The sequence below is a fragment of the Saccharibacillus deserti genome (assembly GCF_013618475.1).
GTDB lineage: Bacteria > Bacillota > Bacilli > Paenibacillales > Paenibacillaceae > Saccharibacillus > Saccharibacillus deserti.
Map to the genome: position 1 here is coordinate 712,380 of NZ_JABJVN010000002.1, position 22,510 is coordinate 734,889.

General features: G+C 58.0%; 22 protein-coding genes. 15 read left to right on the forward strand and 7 right to left on the reverse strand.

What is annotated here, in order from left to right; translation table 11 throughout:
* Window positions 1–2 precede the first annotated feature (2 nt).
* From HOP44_RS09265 to HOP44_RS09275, 3 genes are all read left to right on the forward strand, one after another.
* On the forward strand, window positions 3–881 hold the full coding sequence (locus HOP44_RS09265; protein ID WP_172252645.1) for a YwqG family protein: 879 nt from the start codon (window positions 3–5) through the stop codon (window positions 879–881).
* 21 nt (window positions 882–902) lie between these two features.
* Window positions 903–1,868, forward strand: coding sequence for a DUF4261 domain-containing protein (locus HOP44_RS09270; RefSeq protein ID WP_343059824.1), 966 nt, complete (start codon window positions 903–905; stop codon window positions 1,866–1,868).
* Window positions 1,869–2,056: 188 nt separating this feature from the next.
* On the forward strand, window positions 2,057–2,899 hold the full coding sequence (locus HOP44_RS09275; RefSeq protein ID WP_172252647.1) for a DegV family protein: 843 nt from the start codon (window positions 2,057–2,059) through the stop codon (window positions 2,897–2,899).
* A gap of 63 nt (window positions 2,900–2,962) precedes the next feature.
* Here HOP44_RS09275 and HOP44_RS09280 read toward each other — a convergent pair whose 3' ends face one another.
* From HOP44_RS09280 to HOP44_RS09295, 4 genes are all read right to left on the reverse strand, one after another.
* On the reverse strand, window positions 2,963–4,327 hold the full coding sequence (locus tag HOP44_RS09280) for a dipeptidase (protein WP_172252649.1): 1,365 nt from the start codon (window positions 4,325–4,327) through the stop codon (window positions 2,963–2,965).
* A 159-nt stretch (window positions 4,328–4,486) separates the two neighbouring features.
* A complete protein-coding gene (locus HOP44_RS09285) occupies window positions 4,487–4,927 on the reverse strand; it encodes a hypothetical protein (protein WP_172252651.1) in 441 nt (146 codons plus the stop codon).
* A 181-nt stretch (window positions 4,928–5,108) separates the two neighbouring features.
* On the reverse strand, window positions 5,109–5,300 hold the full coding sequence (locus HOP44_RS09290; protein ID WP_172194353.1) for a hypothetical protein: 192 nt from the start codon (window positions 5,298–5,300) through the stop codon (window positions 5,109–5,111).
* An 87-nt stretch (window positions 5,301–5,387) separates the two neighbouring features.
* On the reverse strand, window positions 5,388–7,682 hold the full coding sequence (locus tag HOP44_RS09295) for an outer membrane protein assembly factor BamB family protein (RefSeq protein ID WP_172252653.1): 2,295 nt from the start codon (window positions 7,680–7,682) through the stop codon (window positions 5,388–5,390).
* A 253-nt stretch (window positions 7,683–7,935) separates the two neighbouring features.
* Here HOP44_RS09295 and HOP44_RS09300 point away from each other — a divergent pair, with 253 nt between their 5' ends.
* The 10 genes from HOP44_RS09300 (at window position 7,936) to HOP44_RS09345 (ending at window position 17,240) form a co-directional block, all read left to right on the forward strand.
* Entirely contained in the window at window positions 7,936–8,895 is a 960-nt protein-coding gene (locus tag HOP44_RS09300; protein WP_172252655.1) for an alpha/beta hydrolase, read from the forward strand.
* A gap of 43 nt (window positions 8,896–8,938) precedes the next feature.
* Window positions 8,939–9,907: an aldo/keto reductase gene (locus tag HOP44_RS09305; protein WP_172252657.1), complete on the forward strand. Its 969-nt coding sequence runs from the start codon at window positions 8,939–8,941 to the stop codon at window positions 9,905–9,907.
* Window positions 9,908–9,940: 33 nt separating this feature from the next.
* Window positions 9,941–10,675 carry a DUF1361 domain-containing protein gene (locus HOP44_RS09310; protein ID WP_172252659.1) on the forward strand — a complete coding sequence of 245 codons (735 nt, stop codon included), beginning with the start codon at window positions 9,941–9,943 and terminating at the stop codon, window positions 10,673–10,675.
* Window positions 10,665–11,285: an HAD-IA family hydrolase gene (locus HOP44_RS09315; RefSeq protein WP_172252661.1), complete on the forward strand. Its 621-nt coding sequence runs from the start codon at window positions 10,665–10,667 to the stop codon at window positions 11,283–11,285. The genes HOP44_RS09310 and HOP44_RS09315 overlap by 11 nt, the downstream gene beginning before the upstream one ends.
* Window positions 11,278–11,463, forward strand: coding sequence for a hypothetical protein (locus HOP44_RS09320; RefSeq protein ID WP_172252662.1), 186 nt, complete (start codon window positions 11,278–11,280; stop codon window positions 11,461–11,463). Before HOP44_RS09315 ends, HOP44_RS09320 begins: the two co-directional genes overlap by 8 nt.
* Window positions 11,464–11,500: 37 nt before the next feature.
* Complete coding sequence (locus HOP44_RS09325) at window positions 11,501–12,766, forward strand: VWA domain-containing protein (protein ID WP_172252663.1); 1,266 nt, start codon at window positions 11,501–11,503, stop codon at window positions 12,764–12,766.
* 56 nt (window positions 12,767–12,822) lie between these two features.
* The gene (locus tag HOP44_RS09330) at window positions 12,823–13,347 is read left to right on the forward strand and encodes a hypothetical protein (RefSeq protein ID WP_172252664.1); all 525 of its coding nucleotides are present in this window, start codon (window positions 12,823–12,825) and stop codon (window positions 13,345–13,347) included.
* A gap of 320 nt (window positions 13,348–13,667) precedes the next feature.
* Complete coding sequence (locus HOP44_RS09335; RefSeq protein WP_172252665.1) at window positions 13,668–14,645, forward strand: phosphotransferase; 978 nt, start codon at window positions 13,668–13,670, stop codon at window positions 14,643–14,645.
* Between the two features lie 213 nt (window positions 14,646–14,858).
* Window positions 14,859–15,917, forward strand: coding sequence for a lactonase family protein (locus tag HOP44_RS09340; RefSeq protein WP_172252666.1), 1,059 nt, complete (start codon window positions 14,859–14,861; stop codon window positions 15,915–15,917).
* 183 nt (window positions 15,918–16,100) lie between these two features.
* Window positions 16,101–17,240: a sensor histidine kinase gene (locus HOP44_RS09345; protein WP_172252667.1), complete on the forward strand. Its 1,140-nt coding sequence runs from the start codon at window positions 16,101–16,103 to the stop codon at window positions 17,238–17,240.
* Between the two features lie 95 nt (window positions 17,241–17,335).
* On the opposite strand, the gene HOP44_RS09350 is transcribed toward HOP44_RS09345, so the two are convergent.
* The gene (locus HOP44_RS09350) at window positions 17,336–18,262 is read right to left on the reverse strand and encodes an AEC family transporter (protein WP_172252668.1); all 927 of its coding nucleotides are present in this window, start codon (window positions 18,260–18,262) and stop codon (window positions 17,336–17,338) included.
* Between the two features lie 146 nt (window positions 18,263–18,408).
* Window positions 18,409–18,720 (reverse strand): hypothetical protein, encoded by a 312-nt coding sequence (locus HOP44_RS09355; protein WP_172194366.1) that lies wholly within the window; start codon window positions 18,718–18,720, stop codon window positions 18,409–18,411.
* Between the two features lie 213 nt (window positions 18,721–18,933).
* Between HOP44_RS09355 and HOP44_RS09360 the strand changes: the two genes are divergently transcribed.
* Both HOP44_RS09360 and HOP44_RS09365 read left to right on the forward strand, forming a co-directional pair.
* Entirely contained in the window at window positions 18,934–19,926 is a 993-nt protein-coding gene (locus HOP44_RS09360; RefSeq protein ID WP_172252669.1) for a sugar kinase, read from the forward strand.
* 33 nt (window positions 19,927–19,959) lie between these two features.
* Window positions 19,960–20,844 carry an NAD-dependent epimerase/dehydratase family protein gene (locus HOP44_RS09365; RefSeq protein ID WP_172252671.1) on the forward strand — a complete coding sequence of 295 codons (885 nt, stop codon included), beginning with the start codon at window positions 19,960–19,962 and terminating at the stop codon, window positions 20,842–20,844.
* 162 nt (window positions 20,845–21,006) lie between these two features.
* Here HOP44_RS09365 and HOP44_RS09370 read toward each other — a convergent pair whose 3' ends face one another.
* Complete coding sequence (locus HOP44_RS09370; protein ID WP_172252673.1) at window positions 21,007–22,260, reverse strand: nitrate/nitrite transporter; 1,254 nt, start codon at window positions 22,258–22,260, stop codon at window positions 21,007–21,009.
* Between the last annotated feature and the right edge of the window lie 250 nt (window positions 22,261–22,510).

Here is a 22,510-nt window from a genome sequence, read left to right on the forward strand (position 1 = left end):
AGATGGGACTGACCGAGCACAATCGCAGCCGTCTGGAACAGGCGATCGAAGAACACGGTTTTGCGCATGCGGCCGATTATCTGCGCCGCACAATCAAACAAACGGTCGTATGGACGAAGACCGGACCGGAACCGTATGCACAAACAGGCGGTTCGCGGGTCGGTGGAGAACCGGATCTGCCGGATTCGCTGGAATGGCCGGTCGATTCGGACGGTCTTCTGATGTCGTTCGTGCTGCAGCTGAATCTGGCCGAGCTGCAGGATGCGGAGAACCGCCTGCCGGCCGACGGCATGCTGTTCTTTTTTGTCGGAGATTACGGGCTGGAAACCGAACACCGCGTGCTGCACGCGGCGGCGGAAGAAATGGGAAGCGCAAAGCGCACCGCGGCTCCTGGAAAACTTTCGTTTGAAGAAGACTTCGGGCCTTATCATCCCTACCTGCTGAAAGCGGGCGCTTCGCTGCAGCTGCCGAGTTACTCTTATGTGGACGAAGAGGCGGTCGAAGACGACGAGCACGGTTGGGAAGAATACGAAGAGATCAGTTTCAGTATCCGGGGAGACTCGAAAAAAGAAGTGGTCCGTATGTTCGGCTATGCCGAAGGCCAACACGGCGACGACGAGTATCTGGCCGCGCTGTCGCTGTTTGGCTGCGAAGAGACCTACTCTCCCGACGAAGCGATCGCCCGTTTGACCTTGACGTTGGGCAGCGAAGAGCTTGCGAGGCGCGAGGTGGCCGATATCGTGATGCTGGCGGAGATCGAATCGGACGACGACATCGGCTTTATGTGGGGAGACGCGGGCGTGCTGCATTATTTTATACGCAGGGAGGATCTGCTGGCCGGCCGCTTCGACCGTACGTATTGTGCTTATTATTCGAGCTGACCATTCAAGGAGGAACGCAATATGACGAATCCGCACGAACCAGAGGCAGAACAAACCGGAGACGGGATGAATACCGAGACCGAAGCGATGCTGGCGGCTGAAAAAGACTTCGGATTTGCCCGCGTGTACACGATCGAGCTGAAGTACAAAGAGAAGCCCGACTTTTCGCGCAAACGCCTCTACGAGAAAATGCAGCTGTATACGGGCACGATCGAACAGCCGGAAGAACAAAAGCTGGAAGACCGTCTGGTCGTCTGGGAACCGTCGGACCGCTCGGAGACCGATATGCTGCACTTTTTCCATCTGAACTATCCGGTAAAATTCGCCGACGGCGAAATGCCCGCGCAGACTTCGCTGATGCCGATGCCCAGCCGTCCGGCCGAAGAATACGAGACCGCCATCCAGCAGGCTTGGCATTGGGCCGATGCGGGAGCGGTTGTTGCGCAGTGCCGCTACTCCGTCCGGTTGATCGATATGATGGCTTCGGGACTGGCTCCCCAGGATCGGCTGAGACTTCTGACCGGCGCGTTGCGCGCCGTGCTGGAGACGGCGCCGTGCGACGCCGTTTATTTCCGCGAAAGCGACAAACTGCTGGAACCGGGCGACTATCTGACGGCGATCGAAGCGGGCGGCATTCTGTACGGAGCGATGAATGTAAGGTTCTATAATGTGGAAGGCACAGGCAGCGGCAGAAACGAAATGCTGATGGATACCCTCGGACTGGCCGCGCTGGGCATTCCCGACGTACAGTGCCATTTTTTTGATCTGGAGCCGACCGGAGTGGCCCAACAGGTCACGAATCTGGGGTATTACCTGTTCGACAGCGGCGATGTGATTCAAGATGGAGAAACGTTCGGGCCGACCGAAGATGTCCGCTGGCGCTGTGAGCATCAGTATGCGCTGTCGCCTCCCCACCGCCTCGTGCTGGACATCGATCCGGGTCAGCCTTATTACGCCGGGCATCATAAAGCGCCGGTCGAAGAGTAAAGGCGGCTTCGCTCCGGCAGCGGGCCGGCGAAGATAAGTCAAAATTTAAATAAGTAAATTTTAGCATAAATGTTTCGAATTTGTGTAAGCTGTACAGGGTCTGTATACTGGAGAGGACAGCTTGAACAAACACTTCGTCTGCGAGCTTTGCGGCCGGCGTGGGCTGATTGGACACAGGAGAGTGACGCATGCGCAAAATCAAAGTGGTTACGGATTCGACCGTTGATCTGAGCGATCGGGTATTGGCGGAATACGGAGTTGAAATGGTTCCGCTCTCTTTTACCATCGACGGACAAAACTATACGGACCGGGTGGACATTACCCCGGAAACGTTTATCCAAAAAATGATCCATGCCGCCGAACTGCCGAAAAGCTCACAGCCGGCTCCCGGAACGTTCGTCGAATTGTATGATCGCCTGGGGGCGGAAGGTTACGACGTAATCTCGATTCATATGACCGGAGGAATGAGCGGAACGGTTCGCTCCGCCGAAATGGCGGCGGACATGACCGAAACGAACGTGACCGTGGTCGATTCGAAATATATTTCCAGAGGATTGGCTTTCCAGGTTGTCGAAGCGGCCGAAATGGCCGCGGCAGGGCGGACAATGGAAGAGATTCTGGTGCGTCTGGACGAAGTGCGCGCGGCAACCCGGCTGTATGTGGTTGTCGACACGCTGGAGAATCTGGTCAAAGGCGGACGGATCGGCCGCGGCAAAGCTCTGATCGGATCGCTGCTGCATATCAAACCGATCGGCATCCTCAAAGACGGGGTCTATACGCCGGAGTCCAATCCCCGCAGCCACGCCCAGGTCGTCAAACACCTGGCCCGCGAGTTTGCCGAAGACGTCAAAGGACGGACGGTCAAAGGCGTGGGTCTGGTACACGCCGAAGGCAGCAAGCTGGCGGAGAGCCTCAAAGCCAAAATTCACGAACTGACCGGATACACGCAGATCGAGATCGATTATACGACGCCCGTCATCAGCACGCATACGGGACCCGGAGCGATCGGTTTTATGTATTATTACGAATAAACGCCGCGCCTATACAAGTCCGAAACACCAAAAAGCCGTTCCCCTCGGGGAACGGCTTTTTCTTTATTGGACCGTCTTCAAATACTGGACGAGCGTCAGGAGACCTTTGTCGAAATTCTCCAGATTGAAATGTTCGTTCGGCGCGTGCAGATTCTCGTCCGGCAGACCGAAGCCCATCAGAACGACCGGCGCTTCCAATACCCGGGAGAACGCTTCGATGATCGGGATCGAGCCGCCGTCTTTCGTGAACAAAGCGCGTACGCCGTATACGGTTTCGTAGGCGTCCGCCGCTTTTTGCAGGAAAGGATGGGACGGGTCGATATTGAAAGCGAACGCTTTCTCGCCCGGTACGAGCGTCAGCTTGGCCCCGACAGGGGTATGGGCATGCAGATGGCGTTCGATTTTGTTCAAGATATCCTGCGGGTCCTGATTTGCGACCAGGCGGCAGGTGATCTTGGCATGCGCTTCTTTGGGGATGACCGTCTTGGTACCTTCGCCCTGGAATCCGCCGTAAACGCCGTTCAGTTCGAGCGTAGGGCGTACGCCGGTACGCTCGAGGAAAGAATAGCTTTCTTCGCCGAACAAGGAATCGAGACCCAGATCGGTTTTGAGTTTTTCTTCGTCGTAATCCATTTTGGCCAGCTCGCCGCGCATGTCTTCGGTCAGCGGAAGCACATCGTCATAGAACCCGTCCACAAGCACGCGGCCCGTCTTCTCGTCGTGCAGCGAGTTCAGCAGACTGACGATCGCGTGCAGGGCATTCGGAACGCCGCCGCCGAACGAACCGGAATGCAGATCCGTATTGGCCGTGTTCAGCGAGACTTCGATCGAACACAGTCCGCGCAGACCCGTGCTGATCGCCGGCTTGCCGCGCTCGAGCAGTGAAGTGTCCGAGATGAGAACGGCATCGGCCGCAAGGGCTTCCGCATGCTTGTCCAGGAACTCGACCAGATTCGGGCTCGAGACTTCTTCTTCGCCTTCGATACACAGTTTGACATTGACCGGAAGTTTGCCTTCCTGGTTCAGGATCGCTTCCAGCGCCTTGACATGCAGCAGCACCTGTCCTTTGTCGTCCGTCGCGCCGCGCGCATACAGTTTGCCGTCGCGCTCGGTCGGTTCAAAAGGAGGCGTCTCCCACAGATTCAGCGGATCGACCGGCTGTACGTCGTAATGACCGTAGATCAGAAGCGTCGGCGCGCCTTCCGCATGCAGATGGTCGGCGGTCAGAATCGGATGACCTTCCGTTTCGTTCAGCGTTACGTTCTCGAGTCCGGCGCGTACGAGCGCATCCTTCAGCCATTCGGCCGCACGGCGGACATCGCCTTTGTGCGCGGACAGCGCGGAGATGCTCGGAATAGCCAGCCATTCCTTGAGTTCGTTCAGATGCTTCTCGCGGTTCTGTTCGAAATAAGTTCGGTAATTGTTCATCGGGTAAAAAAAAGCCTCCTTGTACGATCGTCTCGGGGGTAATTGTACTACAAAAAAACGCATGCCGGAAAGGCATGCGTGTCACGGGCGGGACGCCGGGGCGGTTCTTGGGACATCTCCGGGCCTGCCGCCATGCGGCTTGACGCGCCGCTTCTTCGCTTATTGGTGCAGAGAAAAATTGATGGAACCGACCATGGTGCCGCTGCGCGCGAAGGTCAATTCGTAGATGCCGGGTTCCCAATTCGTATTGTCGAGGTCCATCCGGATCTGCTGCGTCGAATCGTCTTCTTCGACCTTCTGCTGCTGGACAACCTCTCCCGTACTTTCGGAAATGACCGACAAGATCGCCGTGTGATCGCGGGTGATGCCGGTTTCGGGATAATCGGCGATCGCGTAAATCGGCTTGGTGCGGCTGAACGAAGTCCCGCTGTCGGTGACACCGGTCTCGTCGCTGTTCAGCGTTTGTCCCATTTGAAGTCCGAACGGACTCTGCTGGGGATTGGACCTTGCATACACGAGGAAAATGACGACGGCGACGATCGCGACTACCGCGACCAGGCCTCCGATGATCCCCAACGCTTTCTTTTGCCCTGCATTCATCTATTTGTTCCTCCTCGGAATTCGATTCCGTTACCCAGTATACGCCATGCTCCCCGGTGCCCGCAAAAAAGATTCAAAACAAGGCCGGGCAAAGAAAAGAACCTGTCCGGTTGGACCAGGTTCAGCAAGCGGAACGCCGGCTTGGCGTTTCGCCAAAAATGTCTGGGACGGCTGCCCGGCTTCAACCCGTTCTGCGGCGGCTTCTTCTGCGAAGCAGATAAACCTGGTTGTGCAAGGCAAGATGGAATCGAATACTGTTCATCAACTCCGGGTTATCCTCCCGTTCGACTTCTCGGATGCGCTGCTCTTTGACGGAGTCCGGACTGAGTAGAAACTCGGTCATCCACAAAGAGTAATTCGGTCTGCCTGTCATAACGGTCCCTCCTCGAAATTTGGGGTGAGGTGCGGTAGGTCTTATTTCCATTATACGCCTCTCGCGGAAAAAAAGATGAGTCCCGGATTAAAATTGTGCGCGGAGCGCCGCAATGATTTGCTGGACAGTCCAAGCCGTGAAACGGCCGTCCGCGGAGCCGGCATAGACGGTCTCGCCGTCGGTGTTCAACAGTCCGTTCTGAACGAGGCGTCCGTTATTTTCGGTATAAGCGGCGGAGAACCCGTCGATTCGCCGCGTGAGGCTGCCGGTCCGCGCATCGAAAGCGAGCAGGTCGCTTCCGTAGGGCAGCAGCAGAAGGCCGTCGATCCGGACAAAGTCCCCGGCTTGCAAAAGACTCAGCTGACCCGCCCGTGCAAACTCCGCCGTCTGCGTCTTCCAGCGTATCTGTCCGTCTTCGGTCGACAGCGCTGCGGGAATTCCGTTCAGCAGCACATAGAGGACGTCTTCATCCATCAGCGGATGGGAAGCCCGGCCCGGAACGGACCAGACTTCGCGTTCGGCTTGAACATCGTAGAGCGTCGACTCGAACAGCGAACCTTCCGCGTAGACCGGACTGTCCATTGCCCGGCGGATCAGCAGATACCGGCTGCCGAGCATATCGACTTCTTCATTGGAGCGGATCGCGCGGCGTCCGAGAATTTCGCCGCTTGCCGCATCGAGGCGGATCCAGTCGCTTCCGAGCGTCACCCAGCGGGCGCCGCTGCTTGGGGCGAACGGTCCGCTGCGTTCGCCTGCCGGGAACCCGGAATCGAGATAGGGGTTCGGCAGCGTATCCGCTTCCGATTTGAGACTCCATACCGCCCGTCCGGTGAGCGGGTCAAGCGCCTGGATCCAGCGGCCCTGCTGGATCAGGACATAGGGATCGTTCGATCCTTCGTTCAAGACGACATAGGGATCCGCGAATTCTTTGGTCCAGAGAAGATTTCCCGAGCGCTGGGAACGCACGGTCAAGATCCCTTTCTCCGCCCCATCGGGCTGAAGCGCCACAATCGCGGCGGTGCCGGCGGCGAAAACCCGGATTCCCGGCGAATCCGAAGCTTCTCCGGCTTCCCGGCTCCAGCGCACGGCGCCGTCGCTCAGGCGGATACTGCGGAGCATGGGCCGGTTTTCTCGGTCCGGATCGGCTCCGGTGAAGACAAGTACGGAACGTCCGTCTTCGCCGGGAAGCGCATCAAGGCGGCCGCCTCCGGCATCCCGCTCCCACAGCTTCCTGCCGCTCGAACGGTCGAGCGCATAAATGCCGCTCTGCGGATGGCCGCCGGAAACATCGTCGCTTCGCACCAGCAGGACGTTATCCGAAGCATCCAGCAGGTATTGGGCATCCAGCGCCGATTGCGACTGCCAGACCGGTTCGGGAGAAACGGAAGGAACGACCGGCAGCGTTCGGAATTCATATTTGAACGTATAAGGAGGCTGTTCGGAATGGATTCCCGTCTGCGGGGCTTCCGAAGTTGCCAGAATCCAGTTCCATTCCAGCAGCGCGCCCCCGGAAGAGAAAGAGATCGTCAAATGCGCGCCGTTTCGTTCGTAACGCCACAATTCGCCGCGTGTTTCCGCGTTTGCTGTTCCGGCTGTTCCGAGATGCGGAAGCGGCGAACGGGAGTAAGGTTCGCCCAACAGTTCAAGTACCCGCTTCTTTGAAACGCCTGCCGTAAGCGACATTTCCGTCAAGCTGCGCACGCTGTCTGTCGACAAGGTGGAATTCGCAGCGAACAGCCCGCCTTCGGGAGGGACGGCACTTTGCACTTCGGCGCTTGCGACCCACAGCAGAGCCGGCCTTACAACGGTCCCATTGGCATAACCGGGATCGGACGGAAGAGAAATACCGTACCAATCTCCCCAGCGGAGCGCCGATAAAGCCCCGGATTCGGCATATTCGGCAGGCCAGGAAAGCTTGCTCTCCGGAAACAGATGCAGCTTGGCATCCGGCTTCAGCCGGATCGTCAGCGGTTTTGCGTTTTGGGCCGAAGCCGCCGCGCTTTCTGTGTACCAGACCGGTATGTGAACTTTTTCGCCGAGCGGGGTAATGGCTTCATAGAGTTCGCCGCTGCGGCCGGTCACGTTTAGGTCGGTGCCCGGATTTTCGTAATAACTGACCCCCAGGGAAGAACGGCTGCTTTCGCTAGGACGCATTTTGAAATAAGGGGCGGACAGCCTTAGGTGGACGTTTCCGTTCTCGGCCGCAGGCTGTCCGGCTGCGAAGACCGGAGGAGCGGGCAGTGCGGCCGTCAGCAGAAGCAGAGGCATGCAGAGGACGAGACCCGCACGGATCGCCGGGGTTCGCAAGGATCGGATCCGCTGCCGGTTCTGCCGGATTGCAGCGGGCTTTTGGTGCGGTGGGTACAGGGAAAAACGTTTCATGGATCATGACCTCCCGGATTGCGTGAACTTCGGATGCTGTCTTTCTTATTTATTGGACGGCTGCTGCCTCTTTAGACGCTCGGGCAGGCAAAAAGTTTGCCCCGCGCACAAAATAAGAAAGACGTTACCGGCCCCAAGCAGCGGCCCGGCAGTCGGCAAATTCGTCGCCGGCTGCCGGCCGTAGTATAATAGGGGAAATCACAACATGACGAGAGCGGATCCAGGTCCGTTTTCGTCCGCAGGGGGAGAGGCGATGAAGAAGCAGGTCACAGGGGACCCGTCCCTTCCCTCGGGACAAAAGATAGAAGGGCTGCATGCCGTGCTTGCCGGAACGGCCGGCGAATATCCGCCTGTCGTATTCGAGCACGGATGCGGCGTATCGTCCGAGGTATGGTCGCTTGTGTATCCGGAAATAGCCGAGCTGACCCAGACGCTTGTCTATGACCGCGCCGGCTACGGATTCAGCGACCCCGGTCCGCTTCCCCGAACGAGCGACCGCTGCGTGGAAGATCTGCGCAGACTCGTCGAACGACTGGAAATTGCGCGGCCGTTTATTCTGGTCGGACATTCGCTTGGCGGATTCTACGCCCGGCTGTATACCGAAAGATATCCCGAGGATGTCGCGGCACTGGTGCTGATCGATGCTTCGCACGAGGACGAGATTCGGGGAGCCTTCCCGATTCCTTATCTCAAGCGGCAGAAATTGAGTGTCCGGCTGTATGGTCTGGCCAAATATGCCGCCCAAATCGGGCTGCTTCCCTGGTTGGCCGCCAGACGCTGGATTCCGGGCTTCGGCAGGTTTGTCGCGAAACTGCCGCGGCGGGCGAGCGACGCCATGTGGGACCGCGTATTCAGTGCCGAGAGCCTGGCCGCGGCCGAGAGCGAATACGAATGTTTCGTAGGCGAGACGGGCAGCGTTCCGGGTTCGCGATTTGTAAGGCTTCCGTTGGCTGTCGTAAAAGCCGGCATCTACCGTCCTTCCGCTTCGACCAGACGGACGGTCCGGCAGGAAGTGGAGCGCACGCTGTACAACACGGCGGTCAAAATGAAGGACTTGTCCGAAACGGGCCGCCTGCTTGAAGTGGACGGCAGCGGACATCACGTGCAGGTAGACAAACCCGGCACGGTGATCGGCCTGCTGAAAAGACTGCTGGACATTCTGCATGCCCGAAACGCGGGCGGCGCCGGAACGTATCCGGAAAGAACCCGGTAACAAGCAACCATAAACGGCTTCGGCCGAAGGAGGAACAGCGTAAATGAACACGATCCCGTTGAATGCAAGAGGAATTCCGGCCAGCCGGCTGGTGCTGGGCTGTATGCCTTTCGGAGGAGAGTGGGATCACTCCCCTCTGACGGAGGAGCGCGCCGCCTTGTCGGAAGCGGCTGTCGAAGCCGCGCTCTCGATCGGAATCAACATGTTCGATCACGCGGATATTTATACGCGCGGCAAATCCGAAGAAGCTTTCGGCCGGATTCTCAAGGCGCGACCGGAACTGCGGGATGAGATCGTGCTGCAATCCAAATGCGGAATCGGTCTGGCCGACGAAGAACTGCCGTCGCGCTTCGATTTTTCGCGCGATCATATCCTCGCTTCGGTCGAAGGCTCGCTTGCCCGGCTGGGCACCGATTATCTTGATATTCTGCTGCTGCACCGACCCGATCCGTTGATGGAGCCGGAAGAGATTGCCGAAGCGTTTGCCCGGTTGAAAGCTTCGGGCAAAGTCCGTTATTTCGGCGTTTCGAATATGAACGTTTCGCAAATCCGTTTTATCGAGCGTGCGCTGTCGGACCGTCTGGTCGTCAATCAGCTGGAAATGGGACTCGGACGGCTCGATTTTGTCGAAGAAACGGTTCGCGTCAATCAGACCCAGGGAACCCATGTCCATTTCTCCGAAGGCTTGATGGAATTCAGCCGAACCGGGAATATTCAGCTGCAGGCCTGGGGGCCGCTGGCCCAGGGCAAGTTTACGGGTCGCGATGTCGGCGGCGAACCGGAGCCGATCCGCAAAACGGCCGAACTCGTCGCCCGGATGGCCCGCGAACGGGAAACCACGCCGGAGGCTGTCGTGCTCGGCTGGTTGATGAAGCATCCGGCCGGTATTCAGCCCGTGATCGGGACGATGAATCCGAAGCGGATCAAAGCCTGCGCGGACGCGGAGCATCAGGCCAAGCGAATGAGCCGGGACGACTGGTACCGGCTGTATATGACGGCCCGGGGAGACTGAATATCCTCCGCAGCCCATTGGAGGATCGTATCGATGATAAACAAACTCAGACCGCTCCAGTATCCGCAGAAAGCGGTGCTCTGGGCGGTACTGCTGCTGCTGACCCTGCTGGACCTCGCCGTACTGCTCGATATCCGCAGCGCGGCGGAAGGCCGCCCTTACCGGTTTATGATCTGGAACTTTTTCCTGGCCTGGATTCCCGCCGCCGCGGCGGTCGGACTGGATCTGCTGTCCCTGCTCCGGCGCGGACCGCTGCGTATCATTCTGCTGGCCGGGACAGGACTGCTCTGGCTGTTCTTTTATCCGAATACGGCTTACCTGCTGACCGATCTGCTGCATGTATTCCGCAGCTATCCGATTGATCCGCAGCAGCGCTTCCGGGGGGACATCGGCTTCTGGCACCATCTGCTGCCGATGCTTCTGGCCGCGCTGCTGGGGCTGCTGATTGCCGGAGCTTCGCTGTATTCGGTACACCGGCTCGTATCTCGGGCGTTCGGGCGTCTGCCCGGCGCGCTATTTGCCGGCGCCGTGCTGCTGCTGTCGAGCTTCGGGATCTATATGGGGCGTTTTATCCGCTGGAACAGTTGGGATGTCGTCTCGAGTCCGCTTATGCTGCTCAAAGACATGCGGGATCTGTTAATCGATCCCGAATGGGTTCGGCATTTGGTGCTGTTCGGCGGCGGTCTGTTCGTCCTGCAGGCCGGTACGTATGTCGTGCTGGTTCTGTTTACCCGGATGAATGCGGGAGGATCGGAACATGAACGCTGATGAGAACGCAAAAATGACAAAGCCGCAGCTCGTGTTCGATGTCGGAGGAGTGCTCGCGGACAATCTGGACGGTTTCTGGAGCGGGTTGGCGCAAAGCGGCGGGATCGAGCGCCGTACGCTGCGCCGGCGTTACAAAGAAGAAGTCGGAAGCCGGCTGTGGTCGGGCTTGATCACGGAAGACGAATTCTGGGCATGGCTGTCCAATGTCTGCCCCGGTATCGAACCCGCCCATGCCCGAGCGCTGCTCCGAGAGACGCTTGTTCCGCTGCCCGCTTTGGGACGGCTGGAGACCTGGAGCCGGCAGGCCGATATTCATATTCTCAGCAACCACTTGGCGGCCTGGATTCAACCCCTTTTTGCCGGACGGACCCCGCATATCGCAAGTTTTACCGTCTCGAGCGAAGCCGGTTTCCACAAACCGGATCGCCGGTTGTTCGAATACGCCGCAGCCAAGCTGAAGGGGACGGATATCTGCTTCGTGGATGACAAGGAAAATAATTTGGAAACGGCACGCCTGCTGGGATGGGAGACGATCCTGGCAGACTCCGCCGGCTGTTGGATCCGCGAGATCGACCGCCGTCTTTACGGGGAGGGAATAACGGATGTTTAATTTTGTAGCCGGAATAGCGGGGCTTGCGATCGGGCTGAAATTTCTGCACGGGACGCTCAGCCGCGGGAAGTCGCAGGTGACGGGCCGGATTCTGGGCCTTGCGATTCCGATTCGCTGGATTCAGGTCGGCATGTCGCTGCTGCTGATCGGCTCGGGACTGTATCTGCTGATTCGCTGAGGGCGGACGTACATAACTTAGGACATGGGGGATCGGAATGGGAGAACAAACGGAATCGTTGATTGCAGGCGCGAACACGGCCTTGGGGCGTTCAGGCATCGCCCGGGTCAAGCTGGAATGGGAATCTGCGCCTTCGATGCCCGATGCCAGCTGTTTTGTATTGGGGCCGGACGGGAAAGTGCTTTCGGACGATTATTTTATTTTCTACAATCAGCCGAGCAGCCCGGGAAGCGGCGTCACGCTGAGTTCAAGCGGGGAGCATTCGGCCGTATTCGAAGCGGATCTGGGCGGTATCCAAGCCGGCGCTATCGAAAAATTCGTGTTCGCGGCCGTGCTGGAAGGTCCGGGAACCTTCGCGGATGTCCGCGGGTTAACCCTGACAGTGGAATATGAAGGACGGACTGTTGTGTGTGCCTTGTCCGGAGCGGGGCGGGAAGCGGCACTTGTGCTGGCCGAAATTTACGCGTATAAAGAAACGGTAAAGCTTCGTTCGATCGGACGCGGATTCGACGGGGGACTCGGTCCGCTGGCGGAATCGTTTGGAGTCGACGTCGAAGCGGAGTCTCCGGCCGAGGATTCTCCTTCCGAATGGGCTGCGAAGCCGTCTGTGCGGCCTGCGCTTGGACGGATCGATCTGCTGAAAAAGAAAGTCGCCGTATCGCTGGAGAAAAAACGGATTGCACGGGTGAAAGCGAAGGTTGCCGTCGTGTTCGATGCTTCCGGGTCGATGAACAAGCTCTACAAAAACGGAACCGTCCAGCGCGCATTCGAGCGGATACTGGCGATTGCCGCCAGTCTGGACGACGACGGGATGCTCGATGTCTGGATGTTTGCGCTGGAATTTGTGCGCGCAGAGCCGGCAACCGTGCACGGGTACGAAGATTACGTAAGCCGCGTCTACCCGTTCAAAGGAGCGGGAGGACGCAATAACGAACCGGCGGTCATGCAGGACGTGATTCATAAGTTCACGGTGGAAGATTCGGACCCGTCCGTACCGGTCTATATCGTCTTTTTCAGCGATGGGGGCGTATCGGAGACGAAGAAAATTTCGCGTCTGCTGACGGAAAGTTCGCTGCATCCGATATTCTGGCAGTTCGTCGGGTTGGGCGAAGCCAATTACGGCATCCTGCGCAAACTGGACGATCTGCCGGGGAGGCTGGTCGATAACGCCGGGTTTTTCTCGCTTGACGATATCGATACGGTGAGCGACGAAGAGCTGTACGACCGTCTGTTCGAACAGTTTCCGGGCTGGCTGCAGGAAGCGCGCGCCAAAAATATCCTGCGCGCAGGTTCCGGCGGTTAGAACCGACAGTAAACAAAGCCGTACAAGTTCGGAACAAAGCGAGTGGAGGGGATTTCGTGAATTTGCAGCAATGGATCGATGCCGCGCTGCGCGGAGAAATCGCGGAGGATGACGTTCAGCATACCTTATGGCTGCTGTCGAATACGCCGATGCTGTATGACAGCGGCGAGAAAATCGCCGTCGAGGATTATTTGCGGGGATTGGAACATCAGCCGTCTGCCGCCGAAGCGGAGGCGCTGGGCGAACTGTTCGATCACGCGGTAGCGCTGAGTCGGCGATTCGCCGAACCGGCCCAGTATGACCGGATGCAGGATGTACTGAGTCTGCAGTTTGATCTGTGGGCGCGAGGCGTGCTGCGGCTCGAAGACTGGATTGCCTGGATCGAAGGTGCAGCTAAGGGAACAATCGAGCTGCCGGAATACGATTTTGACGAGATTCTGGGCAGTGCGCCCGAAGGATTCATGATCCAGGATTTCCACGACGAGTTAAATTACAGATTGGAAGACGCACCCGAAGACGAATGGGTATTGTCGCATCTTGGCGAATTGCACCGCCGTGTCGGGGTCACCGGAAAAGCATGAAAATGCGGATAAGGGTTGACGCTGCATAGGAAAGCCGATATGATGGTTAGCAACGAGAGACGAACCGAAAACGGTTTGTCTCTCGTTTTCTTTTTGCCTTTACCCGACAAATTTCGACCCCAAATGATTTTTTTCTGTTTATCGGATCGACGTCTTTTTCTGGAAAGACGCCTTTTTTGTCGAAAAACGCTTTTTTTTGCGTAAAACTCGTATCGTTTTCCTCTAATTGCCTTCAAAAACGGCCTTATTCGGCGTATAATCAAGCACAATCTCAACAATTACGGATGCGGAAGCTGCGGCGGCGGAAAGGAGGAGAAGAGGTGAGCGGCATCGACGAAATGAACGATCCGAATAGAAGGCATCAGGAAATTTTCGAACTCCCGGGACGGGTGATTGCTCCTCTGGGCAAGATCATCGAAGCTTACCCGGTAACGGGAGGTCTGTCCACAGACCGGAAATACAAGGTTCATTTCTACGGATACGACGGTGCATATCTGCTTCGGCTGTTCGACGAAGATTCGCTTGCGCTCAAGCGGGCCGAATACGAAGCGTTGAACCGGATGCAGGCGATGACCGTACACTGCTCTCGCCCTATTGCGATCGGACGCTGGGAGCCGGACGGACCGTTCTTTCTGCTCGTTTCCTATATCGAAGGGACCGATGCGGCGCAGCTGCTGCCTCTTTCTCCCAACCCCCAACAGCTGCGTATCGGGATGCAGGCGGGCGAAGCGCTGAGCCGAATCGGCTGTTACGAAGCTCCCGAAGGCATGGAAGCCTGGGGAGAGCGCTGCCGGCGCAAAGTTGAACGGGAACTGGCCGCTTTGCAGACGTACGGGATCCGTACCCGCGCAGCGCAAGCGGCAGCGGAGAAGATTCGCCGGGATCTGCATCTGGCCGAAGGCCGGCCTTCTGTCTTCCTGCACGGTCGTTTCGGGCCGGAGAATCTGATCGTGCAGATGGGGAGGCTTGCGGGCGTGATCGGCTTCGAACGTTTCGGCTGGGGAGACCCCCTTTATGAGTTTGCGGGATTGGGCCTGCAGAGCCGCCAAGCCAGCCCGCTTTTTTGTACCGGCCAAATTCTCGGCTATCACGGCGGACAGGAGCCGGAGCCGGCGTTTTGGCGCTTGTACGGTCTGTATGCGGCAGTCGGGGCGATTGCGCTGTTGGCGGAAGCGGCGGAAAGCGGTATCGAACACCGGAAAGAGCGTCTGGAGCGGGCGATCGGGCTGACGGATAGACTCGAACGCGACCACGAAGGATTTGCAAACGATCGTCCTTCCTGGTTCGCCGCATTTTGAATGCAAGCCTGCCGGCAGACCGCGCGATTCGCCAGGCAGGTCTTAAGGGTATGTGAGAAGTAGAGATTTCGCATGTGTTAAGTTATACTTATGATATATCGCTCGGTAAGCCGAGCCGTCGGCGGACGCCGGAGACAAGGGCCGTATCCGCGGAAGGCACGGCTTTTTCATGTCCGGCGCGGATACGGCGAATGACGACCAGGAGGAATAAACATGACCCAACCACAAAAAATGTTCGTATTTGTCGGCTCTTATGCCGAATCCGCTTCAAGCGGCGTGTATACGTACGAATTCGATGAAACCGAAGGCAGCCTCAAGCTGCTCGACCAGACCTCGGGTCTGAAAAATCCGACTTTTCTCAATGTGGATGTCGAACATTCCCATATTTACGCGATCGGCGAAGTCGAAAGCGAAGGCGGGAAATCCGGCGAAGTCATGATGATCCATTTTGACGAGAACGGCACACTGACCCGCTTCAACCGGACGATCACGACTCCGAACACGACCTGCCACGTTCAGCGCGATTCGGAGAACCGTTTCTTGGTCGTATCGAGTTATCACGGCGGAATGGCCGGGCTCGTCTCGTTAAAAGAAAACGGTCATGTCGGCGAACTGCTCGATGTGGCGGCTCACCGCCCGGAAGACGGAGCCGCGCCGCATGTCCATTCCGCGTTCTTCAGTCCCGACGAGAAGTTCGTGCTGGTACAGGATCTGGGACTGGACTTGATTCGTACCTATTCGATCGATCGCGAAGCCGGCAAGCTGGTCGCTCAAGGAGATACCCGGACGGCCAAAGGCGCAGGTCCGCGCCATCTGGCTTTCCATCCGGGCGGGAAATTCGCTTTCGTTATCAATGAATTGAACTCGACGATCGCTTCTTACCGCTATGAAGCCGAGAACGGCTCGCTCGGCGAGATCGAAGTCGTACCGACGCTTCCGGCCGATTATACGGGCGAGAACGGCTGCTCGGAGATCACGCTTTCCGCAGACGGACGTTTCGTTTACGGAGCAAACCGCGGTCACGACAGCATCGTGGTCTACGCGTTCGACGAAGCGCGGGAGAAGCTGACGCTCGTTCAGCATATTCCCACCGAAGGCGGTCACCCGCGTCATTTCGCACTGACTCCAAGCGGCAGCCATCTGCTTGCGGCCAACCGCGATGCCAACAATATTGCCGTGTTCCAAGTTGACCAAGAAAGCGGACGCCTGAGCTTCACCGGCAATACGGTCAGCGTATCGAAGCCGGTATGCGTACGTCCTTATTACGTATAAGCCGATTGGACGGGCTGTGCGCCTGAACGATTGATCAAAAGCGGTTCTTTCCTATTTAGGGGGAACCGCTTTTAGTGTCTTGAAGCAAGTCGGGATAGCAAAAAACCTTATCGGTATGATACGCTGTCTAAAGTTTGAATTTTAACTGTTTCGCCGGAGCGAATCAGAGGAGGGAACGGAAAGATGAGTGATTTGCCTGCGTCCGGTCCGGACTGGACGCACATCATCGGGGAGCTTCGTTCGTCCGTCACCATTACGGACGCAGCCGATCCGGAACAGCCGCTTGTTTTCGTCAACGATTATTTTTTGCAGCTGACCGGTTATTCGCGCGAGGAAGTCATCGGCCGCAACTGCCGCTTTTTGCAGGGCGACGGTACCCGCAGCGAGACGGTCCGGGAAATTCGGGAGCGGCTGTCACAATGCCTACCCGTACGCACGGAGATTTTGAATTACCGAAGTGACGGGAGCCCTTTCTGGAACGAACTGAATATTGATCCGATCTTCGACACCGAAGGGCGCTGCGTCCTGTTTGTCGGTCTGCAGTACGACGTTACCGATCGCAAGCTGCTCGAGGAAGAAGCGGCTCATGCGGCACGTTCCGCCCATCGGCAGAGCCGGGCGTTGATGGAGTTTATCGGAAAACTCAACCATGAAATGCGAAACAACATGAACGGCGTGTTGGGCCTGCTCGATATTGTACTGATGGATGAAAGCCTGCCGGACGATGTGCGGGAATACCTCGAACTGGCCAAAGGGAGCGGAGATACGCTGCTCAATATCGCCAACGATGCACTGGATTTGGCCGGCGCGGCCAACGGCCGAATGAAACTGGAACGGATCGAATTCAATTTGAGGCAGGTTCTCGAATCGATTCTCAAGACGCATAGTGCGCGCGCGGCGGAGAAAGGTGTGGAGCTGAAACTTGCGATCGGCGGAGATTTGTCGCAGCGTACCTACGGCGACCCGCATCGACTGCGCCAGGTGCTGGACAACCTGATCGGCAATGCGATGAAGTTCACCGAGCAGGGGAGCATCACGCTGTCCGCGGAATCGCTGCCGCAGCGGACGGAATCGGGCGAACAGCAGATTCGGTTCACCGTTCGGGATACCGGAATAGGCATCCCGGAAGAGCATATGGACAAGCTGTTCAAAGCGTTCAGCCAAACCGATGTGTCGCATGCGCGTTTGTACGGCGGTTCCGGACTCGGACTCAAGATCTGCGAGGAATTGGTGGGGCTGATGGGCGGACGGATTTTTGCCGAAAGCCGCGAAGGCGAAGGCACCGCTTTTCACGCGGATATTCCTTTTTCGACCGAAGGATAAGCGGGTGCCCAAGCTTGATGTCATGAGAAAGAGCCTGTCCTTAAGGACAGGCTCTTTCTGGGTTGGGTCGAAAGGGGAAGCTTCCTGCCGGGCGATTACGGCGCGGTCCAGGCGAGCAGCAGCGGCAGCATGAGGAAAGACGCGAGCGTGGTCCACAAGATGCAGCGGGAGACGAATTTCGGCGAAGCGCCGAACTGTTCCGCCAAGATGACGGCGTTGACCGCGGTCGGCATCGAAGCCAGTACGAGCAGGACGCCCAGCAGCAGCGGTTCCGCGCCGAGCAGAATCAGGATCAGCCAGCTCAGCAGCGGTGCTGCCAGCAATCGCAGCGCAAGGCCTGCTTGGAACGCGCGCCGCAGATTGGGCTGCCATTCGCCGTGGGCCGCTCCGATCATCTGCGCGCCCAAGATGACGAGCACTACCGGCGAGTAAGCGTCGGCCAGCAGATTGACGCCCGTCTGCACCACGTCCGTCAGTTCGGTTCCGGTCAGACGCAGCAGTCCGGCCAGCGCCGCCACGTACAGGGCCGGCAGCTTGAGCATGGCCTGACCGGCTTTTTTGACCGAAAACTGCGATCGTGCGGCAAAAAACACACCGATCGTATTGACGATGATAATCTGCATGACGACATAGACGGCCGCTTTGTCGAGCCCGGCCTGTCCAAAAGCCAGCAGAACGAGCGGCAGACCGTAATTTACGCAGTTCGTAAACGAAGCCACCAGCGTAAGTCCGGCTTTCTCCGAGTCTTCCAGCCGCAGCAGCCGGCCGAGCAGAGCCGCCGCCGCCCACATGGCCAGGAGGTTGATCAGGCTGAATGCGATCGTAATGCCCACATCGTTTGCGGATACGCGCGCATTCAATAAAGTGGTGAAGATAATGGCCGGACTGAGCAGATAAAGCGAGAGAACGGACAGCGGTTTCGTGTCGAGCCCGCGGAAGCGCCGCAGCAGAAGGCCGGCGATCACGGGAAAAGACAGCGGAAGAAAAACGTGGTACATCGTAGCCAAAACGGACAGCAGCATAAGAACCTTCCTTCGCCTGCCGGCGCTGGGGTTTCCGGGCGGGACGACAATGCGCCGAACGCCGCCGGGGAAATCCCGAGCCCCGCGTGATACAGACTACTTTATCGCAGCGGCGCCCGGGCGTCCAATACGCGGTGCCTATACGCTTATAGGCGTTTGCGTTCCACGAAGCGTTCCAGCTGGTCCAGCAGTCCTTCGCGCCGCAGAATCTCCGCCTGTTTGGGGCCGATCAGATCGAAATGCGGATAGCGGTCGCGGCGGTGGATATGGGCAGGGCTCAGTCCGTTCCGAAGACACCAGCCCGACAGTTTGCCAAGATCGCTGCAGCCGACTTTCGTGACGGAAGTGATGCCGGGAAAGCGGGGGTGCAGCCAGAAATGCGTCAGATAAGCGATCTCGCCGCGCTCCACGGCTTCTTTCCAGCGGGTAAGTTCCTGCCTATTGATTCCGAATGCCATGGGTTTGCCTCTTTTCTTCGAAGGTTTCTTCATTATAACAGCTCGGAGCGATCTCCCGCCAAAGCAGCCGGATGTGACCGAACGCGCTTGTCCGCAAGGCATTTAGCGCGTAAACTGGAAGAAGCTTGATGATAGCGCGTTCAAAACGGGACGGATCTCGGCTGCGGCGGCGGATACGAAGCGGCGGAGAGTACGGGGAGGAGACAAACGGAAATGCAGGACAACAAGGTGGATGTAGTCACGCTCGGAGAAAGCATGATTTTGTTCCAATCGTACAACCAGGGGGCTTTGCAGTACGAGCCTTTGTTTACCAAATCGCTTGCGGGGGCGGAATCGAACGTGGCGATCGGGCTGTCCAGACTCGGCAAAAAAGTACGCTGGGTCGGCAGACTCGGCAGCGATCCGTTCGGCGATCTGGTACTGACGACGCTTGCGGGCGAAGGTGTCGATGTATCGCATGCGCTCCGAGACCCCGAGGCGCCGACAGCGGTTTATTTCAAAGACTTCAAGCGCTGCGGCGACCCGGCGGTTTATTATTATCGAAAAGGATCGGCGGCGAGCCGCCTGGCTCCGGATATGATCGACGAAACATGGCTGCAGGGTGCCGGCCATCTGCATGTGACGGGGATTACCCCTGCGCTTGGCGAACACACGGCGGCGGCGGTACGCAAACTGATGGAGCTGGCAAGAGAAAAAGGGCTGACGGTTTCTTTCGATCCCAATTTGCGCCGCAAGCTGTGGAGCGAAGAACAGGCCCGGGAGACGCTGCTGTCATTGATTCCGCTGTGCGATATTTTCATGCCGGGAGACGAAGAAGCGGAATTCCTGCTCGGTCCGCAGGAGATCGAAGCTTACGGCCGGGCTTTTCTGGATATGGGTCCCAAAGTCGTGGCGATGAAGCTGGGCGCGGAAGGATCGATCGGGTTTACGCAAGAAACGGTCGTGCGCGCGGATCCGTTCCCGGTCGAACGGTTGATCGATACGGTCGGGGCGGGTGACGCATTCGCTTCCGGGCTGCTCTCGGTCCTGCTCGACCGGAGGGAAGAACTCTCGACGGGACTTGGCGAAGAATCGCTGCACGAAGCGCTGTGCCGGGCCAATCTGCTCGGTTCGATGGCGACGCAGTTCAAAGGCGATTGGGAAGGTCTGCCGACGCTTGCCGAAGTTCGAACGATTCAAGGCGGACAGAAACAGGTTACACGTTAAAAGGAATCGATCAACGAACGGGAGGCCTACAGGATGACGCAGAATATGCTGGTACTGGGAGGAACGCGTTTTTTCGGTAAACTGCTGGTCGAAAAACTGCTGGAAGCCGGACATACGGTGACGATTGCCACCCGCGGCACGACGGAAGATCCGTTCGGGGATCGGGTGAAGCGGATCCGGGTCGACCGTACCGACGAAAGCGCGCTTGCCGCGGCGGTGCAGGGACAATATTGGGACGTGGTGTATGACAACATCTGTTATCAGGCGGACGAAGCCCGGGCGGCGATCCGCGTCTTCACGGGCAGGGTCGGTCGTTATGTGCTGACCTCCAGTTTGTCCGTATACGAAACCGGTTCGGCGGAGGTGAAAGAAGAACAGGTGAATACGGCCTCGATGGAGATTCCGCCGAGTCCGGTCGGCCAAGTCCCGTACGGCGAAGGCAAAGCGCAGGCGGAAGCGGTATTTTTCCGCGAGGCTCCGTTTGCTGCGGCGGCGGCGCGTCTGCCGATCGTGCTCGGACCCCACGATTATACGAAACGTCTGCATTTTCATATCGACCGGATCCAAAACGGCACTTCGTTCGTTATGCCCAATACGCAGGCGCGTATCTGTTTCATTCATGAAGAAGAAGCGGCGGATTTCCTGAAATGGCTGGGCGAGAGCGGCGTGACGGGACCGTTCAATGCCGCTTCGGCAGGCCGACCGCGACTGCGCGAACTGCTGGCTGTCATCGACCGGGAAACCGGAGGACGCGCTATCGTGCTGCCGGAAGGACCCGACAGCGAAGGCTCGCCGTTCGGTATTCCCGGAGACTGGACGATGGATACGTCCCGCGCCGAGGAGGCGGGATTCGTGTTCCGCAATCTGGACGACTGGCTGCCGGATCTGGTGCGCGAACTGGCGGGGCGGCAGGATTGATTCCTGCACCCGAAGGCAGAAGTTAATCGAAGATACAGCCCAAAAACGGCGATCCCTGAAGCGGACTTCAGGAATCGCCGTTTTTTCTTTTTTGAAAAGAGAGTCCTGCCTAAACGGATACCGCCGCTCGAGCGAACAACGGACATGCCGGAGCGGCCAAGATCAGGAGTTGATTCTTCCGGGCAGCCCGGTCGAAGCCGGAGCGGAAGAAGCGAGTCCGCCTGCGGCAGCCCAGGTCGTACGCCATCTGAGCTGCATAACCACGAGAAGGCCGAGGGTAAGCAGCACAAATCCGCTCAGGCAGACAAATCCCGGCGTGTAGCTGCCCGTCATCTGATAGAGCTTGCCCAGCAGCATGGGCAGCGCGTATCCGCCCAGGCCGCCGGCGGCGCCTACAATGCCGGTCATCAGGCCCAATTCGCTGCCGAAGCGCTGCGGGACGAGCTGGAAGACCGCGCCGTTGCCGGCTCCCAGACACATCATGCCCGCGAAGAGGAAGATCACGACAGCCGTGAGTGGAGGCATGGACGCGACGAAGGCAAGCATGAGGCCGGCCCCGCAGAACAGGATCGTCAGCATCCGGATTCCTCCGAGCCGATCGGAAAGGAAGCCGCCCAGAGGCCGGAAGAAACTGCCCGCGATCACGCAGATCGTCGTAAAGTCGGCGGCCCGGACCGCGGACAGCCCGTACTGGGCATTGAAGAAGATCGTCAGATAGTTGGAGAGGCCGACAAATCCGCCGAAAGTGACCGCATAGAACATGCAGAATACCCAAGCGTCGCCCTGACGCAGGACGGAGGCGTAATGGGACAGCTTCTTGGGGGCGGGACGGTGCGGACTGTTTCGGGCAAACAAAGTGAAGATCACGAAGACGACGGTAATCGGAATGATCGCCAGTCCGAATACGATTTCCCAACTGCCGAAATGCTGGGCGATCCGGTTGGCGAACAAGGTGGAGAGTACGGTGCCGCTGTTGCCTGCCCCCGCGATGCCCATCGCCAATCCCTGGTGTTCTTTGGGATACCACTGCCCGGCAAGCGGCAGCGCCGCCGCGAACGAAGCGCCGGCGATGCCGAGAAGCAGAGCGACAATATAGAGCTGGTCAAGCGAGTGGACGAACTGCCAACCGATAATCAGGGGAACGAGGGTGAGCAGCATCCCGATCTGTCCGGTCAGCTTGGGCCCGATATAATCGGTGAGCGCTCCGAGCACAAGCCGGAGAATCGAGCCTCCGAGAATCGGCAGGGCGACGAGCTGCGCTTTTTGCAGAGGGTCCATCGGGTAGTCGGCCGCGATAACCACGGCCAGCGGCCCGATCATCACCCAGACCATGAAGCTCATGTCAAAGTACAAAAAGGCGCTCAACAAACTCGGCGTGTGGCCGCTTTTCCAAAAACTCTTTTTTTCCGTTTCCATCTTGTCTCATCTCCTCGCAGGTCGGTTGAAAATGTAGGGAAATCCGAAAAGGCCGCAGCTCGTTCTTTGAAGAAAGAACGAACCGCGGCCTCGTTGCCGGATGCAGACCTCACAGCGTTGTGTGGTCTTTGACTAAGCAAAGTATAAAAATTTAAGTTTTATATGTCAACATATTTGACTCAAATTTTTTTAAAAGTCTTTAAATTTACTTTTTTCATAACTTTAATGTTAGATAAACTATCATAAAGGT

What these genes read in the sequence shown, in the direction of transcription:
- HOP44_RS09345 (WP_172252667.1), top strand. Translation starts at nt 16,101, where the DNA reads ATGAGTGATTTGCCTGCGTCCGGTCCGGACTGGACGCACATCATCGGG.
- HOP44_RS09370 (WP_172252673.1), bottom strand. Translation starts at nt 22,260, where the DNA reads ATGGAAACGGAAAAAAAGAGTTTTTGGAAAAGCGGCCACACGCCGAGT.
- HOP44_RS09270 (WP_343059824.1), top strand. Translation starts at nt 903, where the DNA reads ATGACGAATCCGCACGAACCAGAGGCAGAACAAACCGGAGACGGGATG.
- HOP44_RS09325 (WP_172252663.1), top strand. Translation starts at nt 11,501, where the DNA reads ATGGGAGAACAAACGGAATCGTTGATTGCAGGCGCGAACACGGCCTTG.
- HOP44_RS09355 (WP_172194366.1), bottom strand. Translation starts at nt 18,720, where the DNA reads ATGGCATTCGGAATCAATAGGCAGGAACTTACCCGCTGGAAAGAAGCC.
- HOP44_RS09275 (WP_172252647.1), top strand. Translation starts at nt 2,057, where the DNA reads ATGCGCAAAATCAAAGTGGTTACGGATTCGACCGTTGATCTGAGCGAT.
- HOP44_RS09360 (WP_172252669.1), top strand. Translation starts at nt 18,934, where the DNA reads ATGCAGGACAACAAGGTGGATGTAGTCACGCTCGGAGAAAGCATGATT.
- HOP44_RS09295 (WP_172252653.1), bottom strand. Translation starts at nt 7,682, where the DNA reads ATGAAACGTTTTTCCCTGTACCCACCGCACCAAAAGCCCGCTGCAATC.
- HOP44_RS09300 (WP_172252655.1), top strand. Translation starts at nt 7,936, where the DNA reads ATGAAGAAGCAGGTCACAGGGGACCCGTCCCTTCCCTCGGGACAAAAG.
- HOP44_RS09310 (WP_172252659.1), top strand. Translation starts at nt 9,941, where the DNA reads ATGATAAACAAACTCAGACCGCTCCAGTATCCGCAGAAAGCGGTGCTC.
- HOP44_RS09280 (WP_172252649.1), bottom strand. Translation starts at nt 4,327, where the DNA reads ATGAACAATTACCGAACTTATTTCGAACAGAACCGCGAGAAGCATCTG.
- HOP44_RS09285 (WP_172252651.1), bottom strand. Translation starts at nt 4,927, where the DNA reads ATGAATGCAGGGCAAAAGAAAGCGTTGGGGATCATCGGAGGCCTGGTC.
- HOP44_RS09290 (WP_172194353.1), bottom strand. Translation starts at nt 5,300, where the DNA reads ATGACAGGCAGACCGAATTACTCTTTGTGGATGACCGAGTTTCTACTC.
- HOP44_RS09315 (WP_172252661.1), top strand. Translation starts at nt 10,665, where the DNA reads ATGAACGCTGATGAGAACGCAAAAATGACAAAGCCGCAGCTCGTGTTC.
- HOP44_RS09350 (WP_172252668.1), bottom strand. Translation starts at nt 18,262, where the DNA reads ATGCTGCTGTCCGTTTTGGCTACGATGTACCACGTTTTTCTTCCGCTG.
- HOP44_RS09305 (WP_172252657.1), top strand. Translation starts at nt 8,939, where the DNA reads ATGAACACGATCCCGTTGAATGCAAGAGGAATTCCGGCCAGCCGGCTG.
- HOP44_RS09365 (WP_172252671.1), top strand. Translation starts at nt 19,960, where the DNA reads ATGACGCAGAATATGCTGGTACTGGGAGGAACGCGTTTTTTCGGTAAA.
- HOP44_RS09265 (WP_172252645.1), top strand. Translation starts at nt 3, where the DNA reads ATGGGACTGACCGAGCACAATCGCAGCCGTCTGGAACAGGCGATCGAA.
- HOP44_RS09340 (WP_172252666.1), top strand. Translation starts at nt 14,859, where the DNA reads ATGACCCAACCACAAAAAATGTTCGTATTTGTCGGCTCTTATGCCGAA.
- HOP44_RS09320 (WP_172252662.1), top strand. Translation starts at nt 11,278, where the DNA reads ATGTTTAATTTTGTAGCCGGAATAGCGGGGCTTGCGATCGGGCTGAAA.